The organism is Micromonospora chalcea, assembly GCF_002926165.1.
Classification (GTDB): domain Bacteria; phylum Actinomycetota; class Actinomycetes; order Mycobacteriales; family Micromonosporaceae; genus Micromonospora; species Micromonospora chalcea.
Window position 1 is genome coordinate 65,737 of the sequence record NZ_MAGP01000035.1, and the last position, 15,891, is coordinate 81,627.

General features: G+C 74.0%; 15 protein-coding genes. 9 read left to right on the forward strand and 6 right to left on the reverse strand.

Annotated features, from left to right (window positions below):
- The first annotated feature begins 43 nt into the window (after window positions 1-43).
- The 4 genes from BAW75_RS04870 (at window position 44) to hisF (ending at window position 2,769) form a co-directional block, all read left to right on the forward strand.
- Window positions 44-490 (forward strand): MarR family winged helix-turn-helix transcriptional regulator, encoded by a 447-nt coding sequence (locus BAW75_RS04870; protein ID WP_043331106.1) that lies wholly within the window; start codon window positions 44-46, stop codon window positions 488-490.
- A gap of 1 nt (window position 491) precedes the next feature.
- Entirely contained in the window at window positions 492-917 is a 426-nt protein-coding gene (locus tag BAW75_RS04875; RefSeq protein WP_064445243.1) for an organic hydroperoxide resistance protein, read from the forward strand.
- Entirely contained in the window at window positions 914-1,915 is a 1,002-nt protein-coding gene (locus BAW75_RS04880; RefSeq protein ID WP_064445244.1) for an NADP-dependent oxidoreductase, read from the forward strand. The genes BAW75_RS04875 and BAW75_RS04880 overlap by 4 nt, the downstream gene beginning before the upstream one ends.
- An 86-nt stretch (window positions 1,916-2,001) precedes the next feature.
- Window positions 2,002-2,769 (forward strand): imidazole glycerol phosphate synthase subunit HisF, encoded by a 768-nt coding sequence (hisF, locus tag BAW75_RS04885; RefSeq protein ID WP_104112780.1) that lies wholly within the window; start codon window positions 2,002-2,004, stop codon window positions 2,767-2,769.
- Window positions 2,770-2,776: 7 nt separating this feature from the next.
- Here the strand turns inward: hisF and BAW75_RS04890 are convergent, their stop codons facing one another.
- Window positions 2,777-3,238, reverse strand: a complete 462-nt coding sequence (locus tag BAW75_RS04890) for a hypothetical protein (protein WP_104112781.1) — start codon at window positions 3,236-3,238, stop codon at window positions 2,777-2,779.
- A 116-nt stretch (window positions 3,239-3,354) separates the two neighbouring features.
- The gene (yczE, locus tag BAW75_RS04895; protein ID WP_043329506.1) at window positions 3,355-3,990 is read right to left on the reverse strand and encodes a membrane protein YczE; all 636 of its coding nucleotides are present in this window, start codon (window positions 3,988-3,990) and stop codon (window positions 3,355-3,357) included.
- A 59-nt stretch (window positions 3,991-4,049) separates the two neighbouring features.
- Between yczE and yczR the strand changes: the two genes are divergently transcribed.
- Window positions 4,050-5,501, forward strand: a complete 1,452-nt coding sequence (gene yczR, locus BAW75_RS04900) for a MocR-like transcription factor YczR (protein WP_104112782.1) — start codon at window positions 4,050-4,052, stop codon at window positions 5,499-5,501.
- A gap of 72 nt (window positions 5,502-5,573) precedes the next feature.
- Window positions 5,574-6,881 carry a low temperature requirement protein A gene (locus tag BAW75_RS04905; RefSeq protein WP_208635188.1) on the forward strand — a complete coding sequence of 436 codons (1,308 nt, stop codon included), beginning with the start codon at window positions 5,574-5,576 and terminating at the stop codon, window positions 6,879-6,881.
- Window positions 6,882-6,952: 71 nt separating this feature from the next.
- Here the strand turns inward: BAW75_RS04905 and BAW75_RS04910 are convergent, their stop codons facing one another.
- From BAW75_RS04910 to BAW75_RS04920, 3 genes are all read right to left on the reverse strand, one after another.
- On the reverse strand, window positions 6,953-8,779 hold the full coding sequence (locus BAW75_RS04910; protein WP_043329509.1) for an AMP-dependent synthetase/ligase: 1,827 nt from the start codon (window positions 8,777-8,779) through the stop codon (window positions 6,953-6,955).
- 139 nt (window positions 8,780-8,918) lie between these two features.
- Window positions 8,919-9,869 (reverse strand): terpene synthase family protein, encoded by a 951-nt coding sequence (locus BAW75_RS04915; RefSeq protein ID WP_104112784.1) that lies wholly within the window; start codon window positions 9,867-9,869, stop codon window positions 8,919-8,921.
- Window positions 9,870-9,997: 128 nt separating this feature from the next.
- Window positions 9,998-10,627 (reverse strand): TIGR03085 family metal-binding protein, encoded by a 630-nt coding sequence (locus BAW75_RS04920; protein ID WP_030500278.1) that lies wholly within the window; start codon window positions 10,625-10,627, stop codon window positions 9,998-10,000.
- A 193-nt stretch (window positions 10,628-10,820) separates the two neighbouring features.
- Between BAW75_RS04920 and BAW75_RS04925 the strand changes: the two genes are divergently transcribed.
- A complete protein-coding gene (locus BAW75_RS04925; RefSeq protein ID WP_208635189.1) occupies window positions 10,821-12,689 on the forward strand; it encodes an ABC transporter ATP-binding protein in 1,869 nt (622 codons plus the stop codon).
- Complete coding sequence (locus tag BAW75_RS04930; protein WP_104112786.1) at window positions 12,686-14,476, forward strand: ABC transporter ATP-binding protein; 1,791 nt, start codon at window positions 12,686-12,688, stop codon at window positions 14,474-14,476. Before BAW75_RS04925 ends, BAW75_RS04930 begins: the two co-directional genes overlap by 4 nt.
- A gap of 4 nt (window positions 14,477-14,480) precedes the next feature.
- Here the strand turns inward: BAW75_RS04930 and rpsD are convergent, their stop codons facing one another.
- Window positions 14,481-15,089: a 30S ribosomal protein S4 gene (rpsD, locus tag BAW75_RS04935; protein ID WP_104112787.1), complete on the reverse strand. Its 609-nt coding sequence runs from the start codon at window positions 15,087-15,089 to the stop codon at window positions 14,481-14,483.
- A gap of 67 nt (window positions 15,090-15,156) precedes the next feature.
- Here rpsD and BAW75_RS04940 point away from each other — a divergent pair, with 67 nt between their 5' ends.
- Entirely contained in the window at window positions 15,157-15,891 is a 735-nt protein-coding gene (locus tag BAW75_RS04940; protein ID WP_104112788.1) for a DUF2470 domain-containing protein, read from the forward strand.

Sequence of the window (15,891 nt, forward strand, 5' to 3'; positions counted from 1 at the left end):
CCGATCGGTTGTGCACAACCTAATTGTGCGTTACGGTTTCGCGGTGACCGATGATCTGGTGCTGCGCCGGCAGGTGTGCTTCGCCCTCTATGCGGCGTCGCGCGCCATGACCGACGTCTACCGGCCCATCCTCGACGAGCACGGCCTGACCTACCCGCAGTACCTGGTGCTGCTGGTGCTCTGGGAGCGTGACGACGACGCCCCCACGGTCTCCGAGCTCGGCGCCGCGCTCCGGCTCGACTCCGGCACGCTCTCCCCGCTGCTCAAGCGGCTGGAGGCGGCCGGCCTGGTGGTGCGTACCCGTTCGGCCGCCGACGAGCGCCGGGTCGAGGTGGGCCTCACCGGCCAGGGCCGGGCCCTGCGGGAGCGGATGTGTGACGTGCCGCGGCAGGTGGCCACCGCCACCGGGCTCACCGAGGCCGAACTGGTCTTCCTCCACGGCATCCTCACCCGGGTCACCGAGACGATCCACCGACAGAAGGAGCAGTGACATGCAGGTGCTCTACACCGCCTCCGCCCGCGCCACCGGCGACGGCCGCGACGGTCACGTCCGCACCTCCGACGGCACGGTCGAGCTGGACCTCGCCGTACCGAAGGAGATGGGTGGCGCCGGCGGCGCGGCCAACCCGGAGCAGCTCTTCGCGGCCGGCTACGCGGCCTGCTTCCACTCCGCGCTGCGCGTGGTCGCCCGCAAGGCCAAGGCGGACGTCTCCGGCTCGGTGGTCGAGGCCGAGGTGGGCATCGGCCCGAACGGCAGCGGCGGCTTCGGCCTCGCCGTGACGCTCGTGGTGGACCTGCCCGCGGTCGAGCGCGCGGCCGCTGAGCAGTTGGTCGACGCGGCCCACCAGGTCTGCCCCTACTCCAACGCGACCCGGGGCAACGTCGAGGTCACCCGCACGGTCCGCGAGGCCCGATGAGCGGGATGAACCGGGAGATCCATCTGGCGTCCAGGCCGCAGGGCTGGCCGACCGCGGAGAACTTCCGGCTGGTCACCACCGAGGTGCCGACGCCGGGCCCGGGGCAGGTGGTGGTCCGCAACCGGTTCATGTCCGTCGACCCGTACATGCGCGGGCGGATGAACGACGTCAAGTCGTACGTGCCGCCGTTCGCGCTCGACGCCCCGCTCGACGGGGGCGCGATCGGTGAGGTGGTGGCCGGCGAGGCCGGCGGCGTCAAGCCCGGCGACACGGTGCTGCACGGGCTGGGCTGGCGCGAGTACGCGCTGGTGGACGCCAAGGGCGCGCGCAAGATCGACCCGGACCTGGCACCGGTGACCGCCCATCTGGGCGTGCTCGGCATGACCGGGCTGACCGCGTACGCCGGGCTGCTCGACGTGGCCGCCATGAAGCCGGGGGAGACCGTCTTCGTCTCCGGCGCGGCCGGCGCGGTGGGCAGCATGGTCGGCCAGATCGCGAAGCTGCGCGGCGCCGGCCGGGTGATCGGCAGCGCCGGCTCCGCGGCGAAGGTGGAACGGCTCACCGCGCTCGGCTTCGACGCCGCGTTCGACTACCACGACGGCCCGGTGTCCAAGCAGCTCAGGGCGGCCGCGCCGGACGGCGTCGACGTGTACTTCGACAACGTCGGCGGCGACCACCTGGAGGCCGCGATCGGGGCGATGAACGTGCACGGCCGGGCCGCCATCTGCGGCATGATCGCGCAGTACAACGCCACCGAGCCGCCGGCCGCGCCGCGCAACCTGGCGCTGGTGATCGGCAAACGCCTGACGCTGCGCGGCTTCCTCGTCAGTGACCACGGTCACCTGCGGGAGCAGTTCGTGCAGGAGGTGGCGGGCTGGCTGCGCGAGGGCCGGCTGTCGTACGACGAGACGATCGTCGACGGCATCGAGCAGGCCCCGGAGGCGTTCCTCGGCCTGCTGCGCGGCGAGAACCTCGGCAAGATGCTGGTCCGTCTCTGACCGGCGTGAACCCGTACCACCACGGGCGGTGGTGACCGGCCTCACCGGCGGGTCACCACCGCCCGGGCGTTGGCTAGGCTCGGGGCATGACGGTGGCGGTACGGGTCATCCCGTGTCTGGACGTGGACGCCGGGCGCGTGGTCAAGGGGGTCAACTTCCTCGACCTGCGCGACGCGGGCGACCCGGTGGAGCTGGCGGCGGCGTACGACCGGGCCGGCGCGGACGAGCTGACCTTCCTCGACGTCACCGCCTCGTCCAGTGACCGCGGCACCATGCTCGACGTGGTGCGGCGCACCGCCGAGTCGGTCTTCATCCCGCTCACCGTGGGCGGCGGCGTCCGCCAGGTCGCCGACGTCGACACGCTGCTGCGGACCGGGGCGGACAAGGTGGGCGTGAACACCGCCGCCATCGCCCGCCCGGAGCTGATCGCCGAGATCGCCGACCGGTTCGGCAGTCAGGTGCTCGTGCTCTCGCTGGACGTGCGCCGCGCGCCCGACGGCACGACGCCGAGCGGTTTCGAGGTGACCACGCACGGCGGGCGGCGGGGCACCGGGCTGGACGCGGTCGAGTGGGCGGCGCGCGGCGCCGGGCTGGGCGCGGGGGAGATCCTGCTCAACTCGATGGACGCCGACGGCACCAAGGCCGGGTTCGACCTGCCGCTGATCCAGGCGGTCCGGGAGGTGGTCGACGTGCCGGTGATCGCCAGCGGCGGCGCGGGCGAGGTGGCGCACTTCCCGCCGGCCGTCGGCGCGGGGGCGGACGCGGTGCTCGCGGCGAGCGTCTTCCACTTCGGTGAGCTGACCGTCGGCGAGGTGAAGGACGCGCTGCGCGGCGCCGGGCACCCGGTGCGCTGAGGCGCGCTCACTGCCGGCCGGAGTGCCCCTCGGGGGAGCGGCGCGGCATCGGGATCGAGCGGACCACGTACTCCTGCACGGCGGCGGCGTGGTCGTCCTCGTCGAGCTGCCACTCGGACTCACCGGACGGGTGCCGGCGGGTCAGCACGCCCTGCACCGTGTCCACAGTGGTGCCGAGCCCGGCGCTGGGGCGGGTGCGCCAGAGCCGCTCACCGTCCGGTGTGACCCGGAACCAGCCGTCGGCGACGCTGACCAGGCCCGCGCCGACGAGCCGCCGGACCGCGCCCTCCACCTCGTGCCGCTCGGGGATGGCCTGGTTGAGGTGGTCGGCGGTGGAGAGGACGTCGGCCAGTCGTACGCCTTCGGGGCGGCGTGTCGACGCAGACCGCCGGTGCCGGCCGGCGCCACTGGCGATGACAAGCGCGACGAAGATCCAGGCGTCGCTCCAACGCCATCCGTTCTCCCCCATGCAGGAATGATGCCCGGCCGCGACGGCGGAGGAAACACCTGGTTTTGCTGTTCTTCGTCACCGCAGCTCAGCGCGTTGCGGATCGCTTCGGGCCGTGGCGGTCGGCCCGGCGCCGGTCACGTAGCGTAAGCGCCGCTCGCCGGCCGTGCGGGCAGCGCGAAGACCGGGATGAAGAACTGGGCGAGCGGGCCGATGGTCAGCGCGTACGCCACGGTGCCGAGGCCGACGGTTCCGCCGAGCAGCCAGCCGAGGGCCAGCACGGTGACCTCGATGCTCGTGCGGACCAGCCGCACCGAGAAGCGGGGATGACGGGCGACGAATCCGGTCATCAGACCGTCGCGGGGCCCGGGGCCGAGCCCGGCGCCGAGGTAGAGCCCGGTGGCGGCGCCGTTGGCGACGATCCCGGCCACGAGCATCGCGGCACGCGCCGGCATGCCCTCACCGGGCGGCAGCACGGCCAGGGTGGCGTCGACGACCAGGCCGATGACCACGACGTTGCTGACCGTGCCGAGGCCGGGCCGCTGCCGCAGCGGGATCCAGAGCAGCAGCACGAGAGCGCCGACGGCGATGGTGACGGTGCCGAAGGAGAGACCGGTCTGCCGGGCGAGCCCCTGGTGGAACACGTCCCACGGGTCCAGCCCCAGCTCCGACCGGATCATCAGCGCCATGCTGAGGCCGTACAGGACGAGCCCGGCGTAGAGCTGGGTGAGTCGTCGCGCCGAACGGTGCCCGAGATTGCCAAGCGGTGCCATGCATGCCACCCTAGGGGCCAATTGCAGGACGTAAGGGGTCCAATTCCGGAGGTGTGGCCATGACCAGCCAGGTGCGCGGCGTCCAATTGGCGCGACTCCTCGGCCAGTGGCATGCGCTGCCGGGCCGCCGCCGCAGCCCCGACTACGCCGCGCTCGCCGGCGCCGTCCGGGGCCTGCTCGCCGACGGCCGGCTGCCCCTGGGGGTACGCCTGCCGGCCGAGCGGGAACTGGCCGAGGCGCTGCGGATCAGCCGGACCACTGTCACCGCCGCGTACCGGGAACTGCGGGAGAGCGGCCACCTGGCCAGCCGCCGGGGCGCCGGGAGCTGGACCATGCTGCCCGGCGGCCACCGGGTCGCCAGCACCGGGCTGTGGACGCCGCTGGACGACCGCGACATGATCGACCTCGGCGTGGCCGCGCTGTCCGCGCCGCCGCAGCTCGTCCCGGCCGCCCGGGCGGCCGCCGAGGACCTGCCCCGCTACCTCGGCGGGGCCGGCTACCACCCGACCGGCATCATCGAGCTGCGGGAGGCGGTGGCCCGCGGGTACACCGAGCGCGGGCTGCCCACCAGCCCGGAGCAGATCATGGTCACCAGCGGCACCCAGCACGCGCTGGACCTGGTGCTGCGGCTGGCCCTGTCGCCCGGTGGCGCGGTGCTCGTCGAGTCACCCACCTACCCCAACGCGCTGGCCGCGCTGGCCGCCCGGCGCGCCCGGATCGCCACGCACGGCCTGTCCGACGAGGGCTGGGACGCCGAGCTGCTGCTCGGCAGCATCCGGCAGACCCGGCCGAAGCTCGCGTACGTGATCCCGGAGTTCCACAACCCGACCGGCCACCTGATGGCGGCCGACCTGCGCGAACGGCTGGTCGGCGCGGCCCACGCGGCCGGCACCGACCTCGTCGTCGACGAGTCCTTCGTCGACCTGCCGCTGGACGGCACCCCGCTGCCGCCGCCGGTCGCGGTCTTCGACAGGCACTCCCGGGTGATCAGCATCGGCGGGATGAGCAAGCCCTACTGGGGCGGCCTGCGGATCGGCTGGGTCCGCGCCTCCGCGCCCCAGGTGCAGCGGCTCGCCGCGGCCCGGGTCGGGGTGGACATGGCCAGCCCGGTGCTCGACCAGCTCGTCGCCGTGCACCTGCTCGCCGAGGCGCCGGCCATCGTGGCCGCCCGCCGGGCCCAGCTCGCCGCGCAGCGCGACGCCCTGGTCGCGGCGCTCGCGGAGCAGCTGCCCGACTGGCGGGTCACGCCGCCGCGCGGCGGCGTGACGCTCTGGGCCGAGCTGGACGGCCCGATCTCCAGCGCGCTGGCCCGGGCCGCCGAGGAGGTCGGCGTACGGCTGGCGCCCGGACCCCGGTTCGGCCTGGACGGGACGCTCGAGCGCTTCCTGCGGTTGCCCTTCACGCTGCCCGCCGACGAGTTGGTGGAGGCGGTCGGGCGGCTCGCCGCGGTGCGCTACGACCTGGACCGCACCAGCCGCCCGCAGTGGCGCGAGCCGAGCGTCATCGCCTGACCGCCCGCCCGATCCGGTGGTGAACCGCCCGAACCACAGCTGCGGGCGGGTCCGCGCCCGCACACTGCCCGGGTGGGAGACGGGGACGCGGTCCGGTGGTCGTGGGCGGTGCGGCGCAGCGCGCCGGGCTCCCGCACCACCCGGCTGGAGCTCTTCTACGACCTGGTCTTCGTCTTCGCGTTCCTGAGCGTCACCACGCTCACCGCCTCGGTGCTCACGCCCGCCAACCTCTACCGGTTCCTGCTGGTGCTGGCGCTGCTCTGGTGGTCGTGGACCGGCTTCGCCCGGATGGGCAACGCGTTCCGCGCCGACCAGGGGATGCTGCCGCTGATCGGCGTCGTCACCGTGGCGGCCACGTTCCTGCTCGTGCTCAGCACGCCCAGCGCGTTCGCCAACAGCGGTGGCTGGCTGCCCGGGCCGCTGGTCTTCGCCGCGTGCTACTTCGTGATCCGGACCGCCCAGCTCACCGTCTTCGCCTGGGCCGACCGCGCCGACCCGGCCCGGCGCCGGGGACTGCGGATGCGCTTCCTGGCCCCGACGGTGGCCACGGCGCTGCTTGTCGTCGCCGGCACCCTGCCCGGACGGCTGGCGCAGGAGCGGTTCGCGGTCGGGCTGCAACTGGTGCTCTGGACCCTGGCGCTGCTCGTCGAGTACGTCGCCGGTGCGATCCTGGGCCGGCAGTGGTGGGTGGTGCTCTCGGCCGGGCACTGGGCGGAACGGCACGCGCTCATCGTGCTCGTCGCACTCGGCGAGTCGCTCATCGCGCTCGGGCTCGGCCCGAAGACCGGGCTGCCGCTCACCGGCCCGGTGGCGGTCGCCGCGCTGCTCGGCGTGGTGATCGTGGCGACGCTGTGGTGGGCGTACTTCGACACGCTGTCGTTCGCGCTGGAACAGGCGCTGCACCAGGCGCGGGACCAGGCCGCGCGGCTACGGTTGGCCCGCACCGTCTACACGTTCCTGCATCTGCCGATGGTCGCCGGGATCATCCTGTTCGCCCTCGGCCTCAAGGACCTGCTGGCCGAGGCGACCTCACCCGCGACGCCCGCGTGGGGCCCGCCGCTGGGCGCCTTCTGGGCCGGGATCCTGTTCGGCGGCGTCGGGCTCTACCTGCTCAGCATCGCCGCGTGCTGGTGGCTGGCGGAGCGCCGGGTGCGGCCGCCGCTGCTGGTGACGGTGCTGGCGCTCGTCGCCGCCGTGCCGGCCGTCGCCCTTCTCCACGAGCTGAACGCGCTCGTCGTGCTGGCTGTGCTCGCCGGCGCGGGCGTGGCCTGGGAGACCCGGCGCGAGGACGGCTACCGGCGCCGGGTACGCCAGCTCGCGCTGGAGGAGCAGATCGCCGCCGAGGCCGAGCAGAGCCGCTGGCGGCAGCAGCACCTCTGACCGGCGCCGACGCGAACGGCCGTGCCCCGGGACGGTGGGGCACGGCCGGCGCTACCGACTGGCGGTGCGGGTCACAGCTCGGCGAGCGTGCCCTCGTACATCTTGTCGATCTCGGAGGAGAAGTTCGTCTCCACGCTCCGGCGCTTGATCTTCAGCGACGGCGTGACCTCGCCGTCCTCGATGGTGAGGTCACGGGGGAGGATCGTCACCTTCTTGATCGTCTCCCAGCGGTTGAGCTTGGCGTTCAGCTCGGCGACGTACCCCTCGACCATCTCCCGCGCCTGCGGCGAGGTGACGATCGTGGTGTAGTCGCTGCCCTCCAGCGGGGTGCCGGCGGCCCAGCCCTTGATCGCGTCCGGGTCCAGCGTGACGAGCATGGTGCAGTAGTTGCGCGCCTGCCCGATCACCACCGCCTGCGAGGTGTACGGGCAGACCGCCTTGAACATGCCCTCGATGTGCGACGGCGCGACGTACTTGCCGCCGGACGTCTTGACCAGGTCCTTCTTACGGTCGGTGATGCGCAGGTAGCCGTCGTCGTCGAGCGTGCCGATGTCGCCGCTGCGGAAGAAGCCGTCCTCGGTGAACGCGGCGGCGGTCTCCTCGGGGAGGTTGTGGTAACCCCGCATGACCGGCTTGCCCCGCATCAGGATCTCGCCGTCGGTGTCGATCCGGCACTCCAGATCACCCATGGCCCGGCCCACGCTGCCGATCTTCAGCCCGTCGGGCGGGTTCACGAACGCGCCGGCGCTGGTCTCGGTCAGGCCGTAGCCCTCGGAGATGGGCAGGTTGGCGGCGGCGAAGAAGGTGGCGATCTCCTTGCTCAGCGGCGCCGCGCCGGAGACCAGCACCCGCATCCGGCCGCCGAGCCGGGCCTGCAGCTTGCTGAACACCAGCTTCTCGGCCAGCGCGTACTTCATCCGCAGTCCGGCCGGCACCGGCTTGCCGGCCTGCTCCAGCGCGACCTTCTCCTTGCCGACCTCGACGCCCCAGGCGAAGATCTTGGCCTTCGCGCCGCCCGCGCCCTGCGCGGTGGTGACCGCCTTGTTGTAGACCTTCTCGAAGACCCGGGGCGCGCCGCACATCAGCGTCGGCCGGATCACGCCGAGCAGGTCGACCAGCTTGTCCACCCGGCCGTCGACGTACGTGGGCAGGCCGACGTGGGTGGCGCCGCAGAGCAGCGTCTTGCCGAACGAGTGCGACAGCGGTAGCCACAGGTACTGCAGGTCGTCGGTGCGCAGCAGGCCCAGCTCGGCCTGCGCCACGCCCTCCCAGCACCAGCCGCCGTGCAGCAGCTCCACGCCCTTCGGGCGGCCGGTGGTGCCCGAGGTGTAGATGAGCGTCGCCAGGTGGTCCGGGCCGATGCCGGCCACGAGCATGTCGATCAGGTCGGGCTCGGCGCTCAGCGCGGCGGCGCCGCGCTCCTCCAGCTCGGCCAGGGTGAGCTGCGGGACGGCGGCGGCCGGGTCGGGCGCGCCGTCGAAGAGCACCACGTGGGTCAGCGCGGGCAGGTCCGCTCCGGCGATCTTCGCCGCCTGGGCCGGGTTCTCCGCGAACAGCACCTTCGAGCCGGAGTCGGCGATGATGTAGACCGCGTCGTCGGGCTCGGTGGTCGGGTAGACGGTGGTGGTGGCCCCACCGGCGCACATGATGCCGAAGTCGGCCAGCACCCACTCCAGCCGGGTGTTGGCCAGGATCGCCACCGGGTTCTCCAGGCCGACACCGAGCCCGTGCAACCCGGCGGCGATCGCCTTCGCGCGCTGCCCGACCTGCTCCCACGTCAGCCAGACCGGGCCCGAGTCGTCGGGTGCGGGGTGAGCGAACGCCTGGCGGTCGGGGGAGTCCGCCACGCGCTTGAGGAACATGTCGGGTACGGAACGGTACGGTACATCGAGAGCCATCGCTGTAGCCGCCTTCAGGGGTGGAGGGACGTGACGGGGGTCACGCCGGTCTGCGGTTACCGAAGGGTATTGCCTGTACCCGGCCAGCGGCTAGCCCTGATCGGCCGAGTCGCCACCGGTCCCGACTTCTGGCATCGGATCAGGCGTATCGGCTGGCGGCGCGGGACCAGTCGTAGGTGGCCCGGATCCAGTCCCGGCGGGTGTCCAGGAACGCCCGCATCCCCTCGTCGGCCCCGGCGCTCAACGCCGCGTCCCGCTCCGCGTACGAGGCGAGGGCCGCGTTGAAGCGTTTCGCCGCCGCGTTCAGCGCCGCCGACTCGTCCTGCCCGGTCTCGCCCGCGATCGTGGTCACCAGGTTGTGCGCGTCCGGGGTGACGCCCCGCTCCTTGCCGTAGGAGAACACGTCGTTGCACCAGCAGACCAGGTCGGTGGCGAGGGCGTCCAACGCGGTCAGCGCCGGGGTCGCCCGCTGGTCGGCCCGGGGCAGGGACGGGCGGGCCAGGTCGGTCACCGTGAAGCTGGGGCGTACGCCGCCGGTGTGGCGGCGCATCTGCACGTACTCGGCGACCCCGGGCACGCGCCGGCGCTCCCGGTTCGCCGCCTCCCACAGCAGCGCCAGCAGGTACTCCCGCAACTGGCTCACCAGCCGCATCAGGTGCGCCGGCCGGCCCCGGCCGCGCGCCCGCCGGCACAGATCGTGCAGCGCCAGGCCCATCGGGCCGGCATCGGTGGGCGCGGGCGCGTCCGGGTCACCGTGCCGGTCTAGCACTCCCAGCAGCGCCGCCAGGGTGGGCGCGAGCACCGTCGGCGCGGCGCCCAGCCCGTCGTCGTCGCAGGCGTCGTCCACCACGAACAGCCAGTTGATCAGGTCGGTGAGCAGCCGCAGACCGGCCGGGGACGCCTCGGGGCAGGCCCGTCCGGCCAGCTCCGAGGCATGGGCGCCGGCCAGCCGCAGCAGGCCGGCCTGGGTCTTGACCAGGCCGAAACCGCGCACCCAGGCGACGCTCTGCGCGGCCACCTCGTCCGCGGCCGGGTGACACCGGGAGGGAAAGGGCGGCTCGTGCAGCGCCGAGAGCGCGAAGTCCCGCATCGTCGTCCCCTGTCCGCCGCCCCGCAGGGTCGGGCCGGTGCGCAGGAGCGTACGGCAGCCGGCGAACGTTATCGAACGCCGGGTGTCCACATTCTACGATCGCCTGGGTGGACGGGCGGAAACGTCTGTCACAGGCCCAGTTCGGCGGTACGCAGACGCTCGGCGCGCTCGGCCGGACCGTCCACCTGGACCCGGGCCACCCGCTGCCGCCCGGTGAGGAACAGCACGAGTTCCCCCGGCGCGCCGACCAGCCGCAGCCGCTCGCCGCCGCCACCGGCCCGCAGCTCGCCGTGCCCCGGCGCCTGCACCAGCACCTCGGCCGGGAAGCGCCGCAGCGCCATCCGGGCCAGCAGGGCGACCCGCTTCCAGAGCACCGCCTGCTGCCCGGCCGGCAGGTCACGCGGCTGCCAGCCCGGCCGGGCCCGGCGGACGTCCTCGTGGTGGATGAAGAACTCCATCCCGTTCGCGATCTCGTCGGTGAGCGGGTTGCTCACCGGGCTCCACACCGGGGGACGGCGGACCCGGGCGATCAGGTCGGCGTACGGCCCGGCGGCGATCCGCCTGCGGACCGACTCGCCGTAGCCGCGCAGCGGCGGCAGCAGGATCCCGCCCGCCGCGTCCGGCCGGCGCTCCCGCACCAGCAGGTGCGCCGCCAGGTCGCGGGTGGTCCACCCCTCGTTCACAGTCGGCGCGTCCGGTCCCAGCTCCAGCATCAGGTCGGCGAGCGCCTCGCGCTCCGTTCGGGCGTACCGCGGCATGGCCCGATCGTAGGCCCGTCGCGGCCGATCGGCGCGCCACGCCCGGCGCTACGGCGGGCCGCGAGCATCGAGGGCCGGTGTCCGCCCAGGTCCGGTGCGAACGTGACGGCGGACATATCCCGGCCGGGTCGGCGGAGCTGGCGGCGAGCGGTAAGGATGGGGGAGAAAATTGCGGCTTACGGCGGGGGCGAACGTGGCGAGCGGGACAAGTCGGGACGTGCTCGGCAGAGGGCTACGGGTGCTCGGCCGGGCCATCCGGGAACAGCCGCGGATCTTCGCGGTGGCGGTCAGCGGCAGCGTGCTGTTCGGCCTCCTGGTGATCGCCAGCGCGTACGTGGCCGGCGGGGTGGTCGGCAAGGTCGTCGTGCCCGCGGTCGAGCGCGGCGAGGTGGCCCGCGGGACCCTGGCTCTGGCCGCGGCGGCGCTGCTCGGCATCAGCGTGCTGCGGGTCGTCGGCATCTTCGGCCGGCGGCTCGGCGCCGGTTACATGCAGTACCGGCTCCAGGCCGCCTACCGCCGCCGGGTCACCCGCCGCTACCTGGAGTTACCGCTGGCCTGGCACCACCGCAACTCCACCGGCACGCTGCTGTCCAACGCCAACTCCGACGTGGAGGCGGCCTGGTACCCGATCGCGCCGCTGCCGTTCGCGGTCGGCACGCTGGTGATGCTGGTCGGCGCGGTGGCGTCACTGTTCGTCACCGACTGGGCGCTGGCCCTGGTCGGCCTCGCCGTGTTCCCCGCGCTGTTCGCGCTCAACGTGGTCTACTCCCGCCGGATGGCGCCCCGGCAGGCCCGGGCGCAGCGGCTGCGCGCCGAGGTCAGCGGCATCGCGCACGAGAGCTTCGACGGCGCGCTGGTGGTCAAGACGATGGGCCGCGAGGCCCAGGAGACCGCCCGTTTCGCCGCCCGCGCCGGCGAGCTGCGCGACGCGCTGATCTCGGTCGGCCGGCTGCGCGGCGTCTTCGACCCGATGCTGGAGACGCTGCCCAGCCTCGGCACGCTCGCCGTGCTGGTGGTCGGCGCGATCCGGCTGCGGCAGGGCGCGATCACCGTGACCGAGCTGGTCAGCGTCGCGTTCCTGTTCACCGTGCTGGCCTTCCCGGTACGCGCCATCGGCTGGGTGCTGGCCGAGCTGCCGCGCAGCGTCGCCGGGTGGGACCGGGTGCGCCGGGTGCTCGACGCGACAGGCGAGATGCCGTACGGCACGAGGACGCTCGACCCGGCCACCCGTACGCCGGCCACGCTCGCGTTCCACGACGTGCACTTCGCGTACGAGCCGGCCGAGGCGCACCTGCCCGGCGCCCAGGTGCTCGGCGAGGTGACGTTCACCGTGCCGGCCGGGAAGACCGTCGCCCTGGTCGGGCCCACCGGTTCGGGCAAGTCCACGATCGCGTCGTTGGCCGTGCGCCTGGTCGACCCGGGCGCCGGGCGGGTCACGCTGGACGGCGTGGACGTGCGGGAGCTGACCGCCGCCTCGCTCGCCGGCACCGTGGCGCTGGTGGCGCAGGTGCCGTTCGTCTTCGACGACACGGTCCGGGCCAACATCGCGCTGGACCGGGCCGGCATCGGCGACGACGAGGTGTGGGCGGCGCTGCGGCTGGCCGAGGCGGACGGCTTCGTGGCCGCGCTGCCGGACGGGCTGGACACCATGGTCGGCGAGCGGGGCACCTCGCTGTCCGGCGGGCAGCGGCAGCGGCTGACGCTGGCCCGGGCGCTGGCCGGGCGCCCCCGGCTGCTGGTGCTCGACGACGCCACGAGCGCTGTCGACCCGCGCGTCGAGGCGGCCATCCTGGCCGGGCTGCGCGCGCCCGCCGACGGCGGCGGCCCGGCGTCGATCCTGGTGGTGGCGTACCGCCGGGCCACCATCGCGCTCGCCGACGAGGTGATCTACGTGGAGCAGGGCCGGGTGGTCGCCCGCGGCGCCCACACCGAGCTGCTGGCCACCGTGCCCGGCTACGCCGACCTGGTCACCGCGTACGAGCAGGCCGAGCAGGAACGCGAGCAGAAGCAGACGTACGACGAGGTCACGCCGCTGGCCTCCGGCCTGGAGGTGGAGCGGTGAGCGCGACGACGGCGGAGGCGGACCGGAGCACCGAGACCACCGAGTCGACCTGGCAGACGTTGCGGCGCGGGCTGGCGCTCTCCCCGGAGCTGCGCACCGGTCTCGCCGGCACGCTGGCGCTGGCGCTGGTCTACATGGTCGGCCGGGTCGCCGTGCCGGTGGCGGTGCAGCGCGGCATCGACCACGGCATCGTCGGCGGGCTCGACCTGAACGTCATCTCGCTCACCGTGGCGATCACCGCCGGGGTGCTGGTGGTCACCACCGCCTGCGGCTACCTGATGATGCGCCGGCTGTTCACGGTGAGCGAGACGGCCCTGGCCGGGGTGCGCACCCGGGCGTTCCGGCACGTGCACGACCTGTCCATGCTGCACCAGCAGTCCGAGCGGCGCGGCTCGCTGGTCTCCCGGGTGACCAGCGACGTCGACCAGATCACCCAGTTCCTCCAGTGGGGCGGCGTGATCCTGATCGTCAACCTGGGCCAGCTGCTGGTGACCACAGCGGTGATGCTCGCGTACTCCTGGCAGTTGACGCTCGTGGTGCTCGTCGCGTTCGCGCCCGCGGTGGTGGTGGCCCGGCAGTTGCAGCGCCGCCTCGCCGGGGCCTACGGCCTGGTGCGGCAGCGCACCGGCACGCTGCTCGGCGCGATCGGCGAGAGCGTGGTGGGCGCGCCGGTGATCCGGGCGTACGGCATCGCCGGGCGGACCGCGCGGCGGCTCGACACGGCCATCGACGGGCAGCGGGTGGCCCAGCAGCGGGCGATCCGGATCAGCATCATGGGCAGCTCGGTGGGGGAGCTGGCGGCCGGGCTGGCGCTGGCCGGGGTGGTCGTGGTCGGGGTGAGCCTGGGCGTCGACCGCACGCTGTCGGTCGGCCAGCTCACCGCGTTCCTGTTCCTGGTCACGCTGTTCATCCAGCCGGTGCAGATCGCCACCGAGGTGCTCAACGAGGCGCAGAACGCGATCGCCGGCTGGCGCCGGGTGCTGGACGTGCTGGACGTCTCCCCGGACGTGGCCGACCCGGGCGAGCAGGGGCGGGAGCTGCCGCCCGGGCCGCTGGACGCCCGGTTCGCCGGCGTGACGTTCGCCTATCCGGGCGGCCCGCCGGTGCTGCACGACGTGACGCTGGACATCCCGGCCAAGAGCCGGGTGGCGGTGGTGGGCGAGACCGGCAGCGGCAAGACCACGTTCGCCAAGCTGCTCACCCGGCTGATGGACCCGACCGAGGGCGCGGTGCTGCTCTCCGGCGTCGACCTGCGGCAGGTGCGTTTCGACTCGCTGCGTTCCCGGGTGGTGATGGTGCCGCAGGACGGCTTCCTGTTCGACGCCACGGTCGGGGAGAACGTCCGCTTCGCCCGCCCCGACCTGACCGACGAGCGGCTCACCGCCGCCTTCGGCGAGCTGGGCCTGGCCGACTGGCTGGACGGGCTGCCGTCCGGGCTGGACACGCCGGTCGGTGAGCGCGGGGAGGCGCTCAGCGTCGGCGAGCGGCAGCTCGTGGCGCTGGCCCGGGCGTACGTCGCGGACCCGGACCTGCTGGTGCTGGACGAGGCGACGAGCGCCGTCGACCCGGCCACCGAGGTACGCCTGCAACGCACGCTCGACGCGGTGACCCGGGGGCGGACCACGCTCGCCATCGCGCACCGGCTGTCCACGGCGCAGGCGGCGGACGAGGTGATCGTGGTGGACCGGGGCCGGATCGTGCAGCGCGGCCCGCACGACGAGCTGGTCCGCGACACCGACTCGGTGTACGCGCTGCTGTACGCGTCCTGGTTGGAGCAGACCCGGTAACCGGTCAGCGGGAGTAGAACTCCACCACCAGTTGCTCGTCGCAGACCACCGGCACCTCGTGCCGGGCCGGTTCGCGTACCAGCGTGGCGCGCAGCTGCGCCGGCTGCGCCGACAGGTACGGCCGGGGTTGCGCGTCCGCCTGCGCCCCGGCGGCGGCGAGCTGGAACGGCGGCAGCGTGCGGCTGCGCTCGCGTACGCCGACCACCTGGCCGGGCCGCAGCCGGTACGACGGCCGGTCGACCTTGCGCCCGTCCACTGTGATGTGGCCGTGCCCGACGAGCTGGCGGGCCTGGTAGATGCTGCGGGCCAGCCCGGCCCGCAGGACCACCGCGTCGAGGCGTCGTTCCAGCAGCGCGACGAGCGTGTCGCCGGTCTTGCCGGCGGCCCGGGCGGCCTCGTCGAACAGCCGGCGCAACTGGGCCTCGCTGACGTTGTACTGGTGGCGCAGCCGCTGCTTCTCCAGCAGCCGCACCTGGTAGTCGGAGGTGGTGCGGCGGGACCGGCCGTGCACGCCCGGGGGGTAGGGGCGCCGCTCGAAGTACCGCACGCACTTGCGGGTCAGCGGGATGCCGAGGGCCCGGGAGAGCCGGGCTTTGGGCCGGGGGTGGTTCACGGGGGCGTCTCCGATCGTCTAGCCTGCTTGTTAGGTAAGCCTAACCTATCTTGAGGAGGTCGGGATCATGCGGCCCAGCCCGGCGGAGATCGTGCGAACCCTTGTCGCGGGCCGGTTGCCCGCCCTCGTCCACCTGGCCCGGCACCCCGGCCCGCCCCAGGTCCGGCACGCCGTCGACCCGGACGGGCGGGTGCTGCTGCTCGTACCCGTGGTCAGTGACCTCGCCGCGGCGCTCGTGCCGCCGGCGGGCGACGCCGACGTGGCCGCCGTGCTCGACGTGCTCGACCTGCCGCCGGCGGCCGGGGCGCCCTCGCTCGGCCGGGCCTGGGTGTCCGGCTGGGCGACGCGGCTGGACGGGGACGAGGCGCGCGACGCGGCGGTCGACTTCGCCGCCACCGACCCGGTCGCCGATCTGCTCGACGTGGGCAGCCGGTTCCACCTGCACCGCTTCGAGGTGGCCGAGGCCCGCTGGGAACGCGCCGGGCGGGTGCGCCGGATCGACCCGGAGGCGTTCGCGGAGGCCGAGCCGGACCCGCTGCACCCGGTCGAGGCCGCCCTGCTCGCGGACCTGGCCGACCACCACGCCGAGCAGGTCGGCGACTACCTGCGGCGGCGGCTGGACCTGCCCGGCGACCAGATCCCGCGGGTGGTCCGGATCGACAGGTACGGCCTGCTGGTCGCGCACGGGCGGCCCGGCGCGACCCGGCGGGCCCGGCTCGCCTTCCCCCGGCCGGTCGCCGACGTGGCGGAGCTGTCCCGCCTGCTGCACCCGATGCTCTGCCCCCGGGCGGCCGCGGCCTGA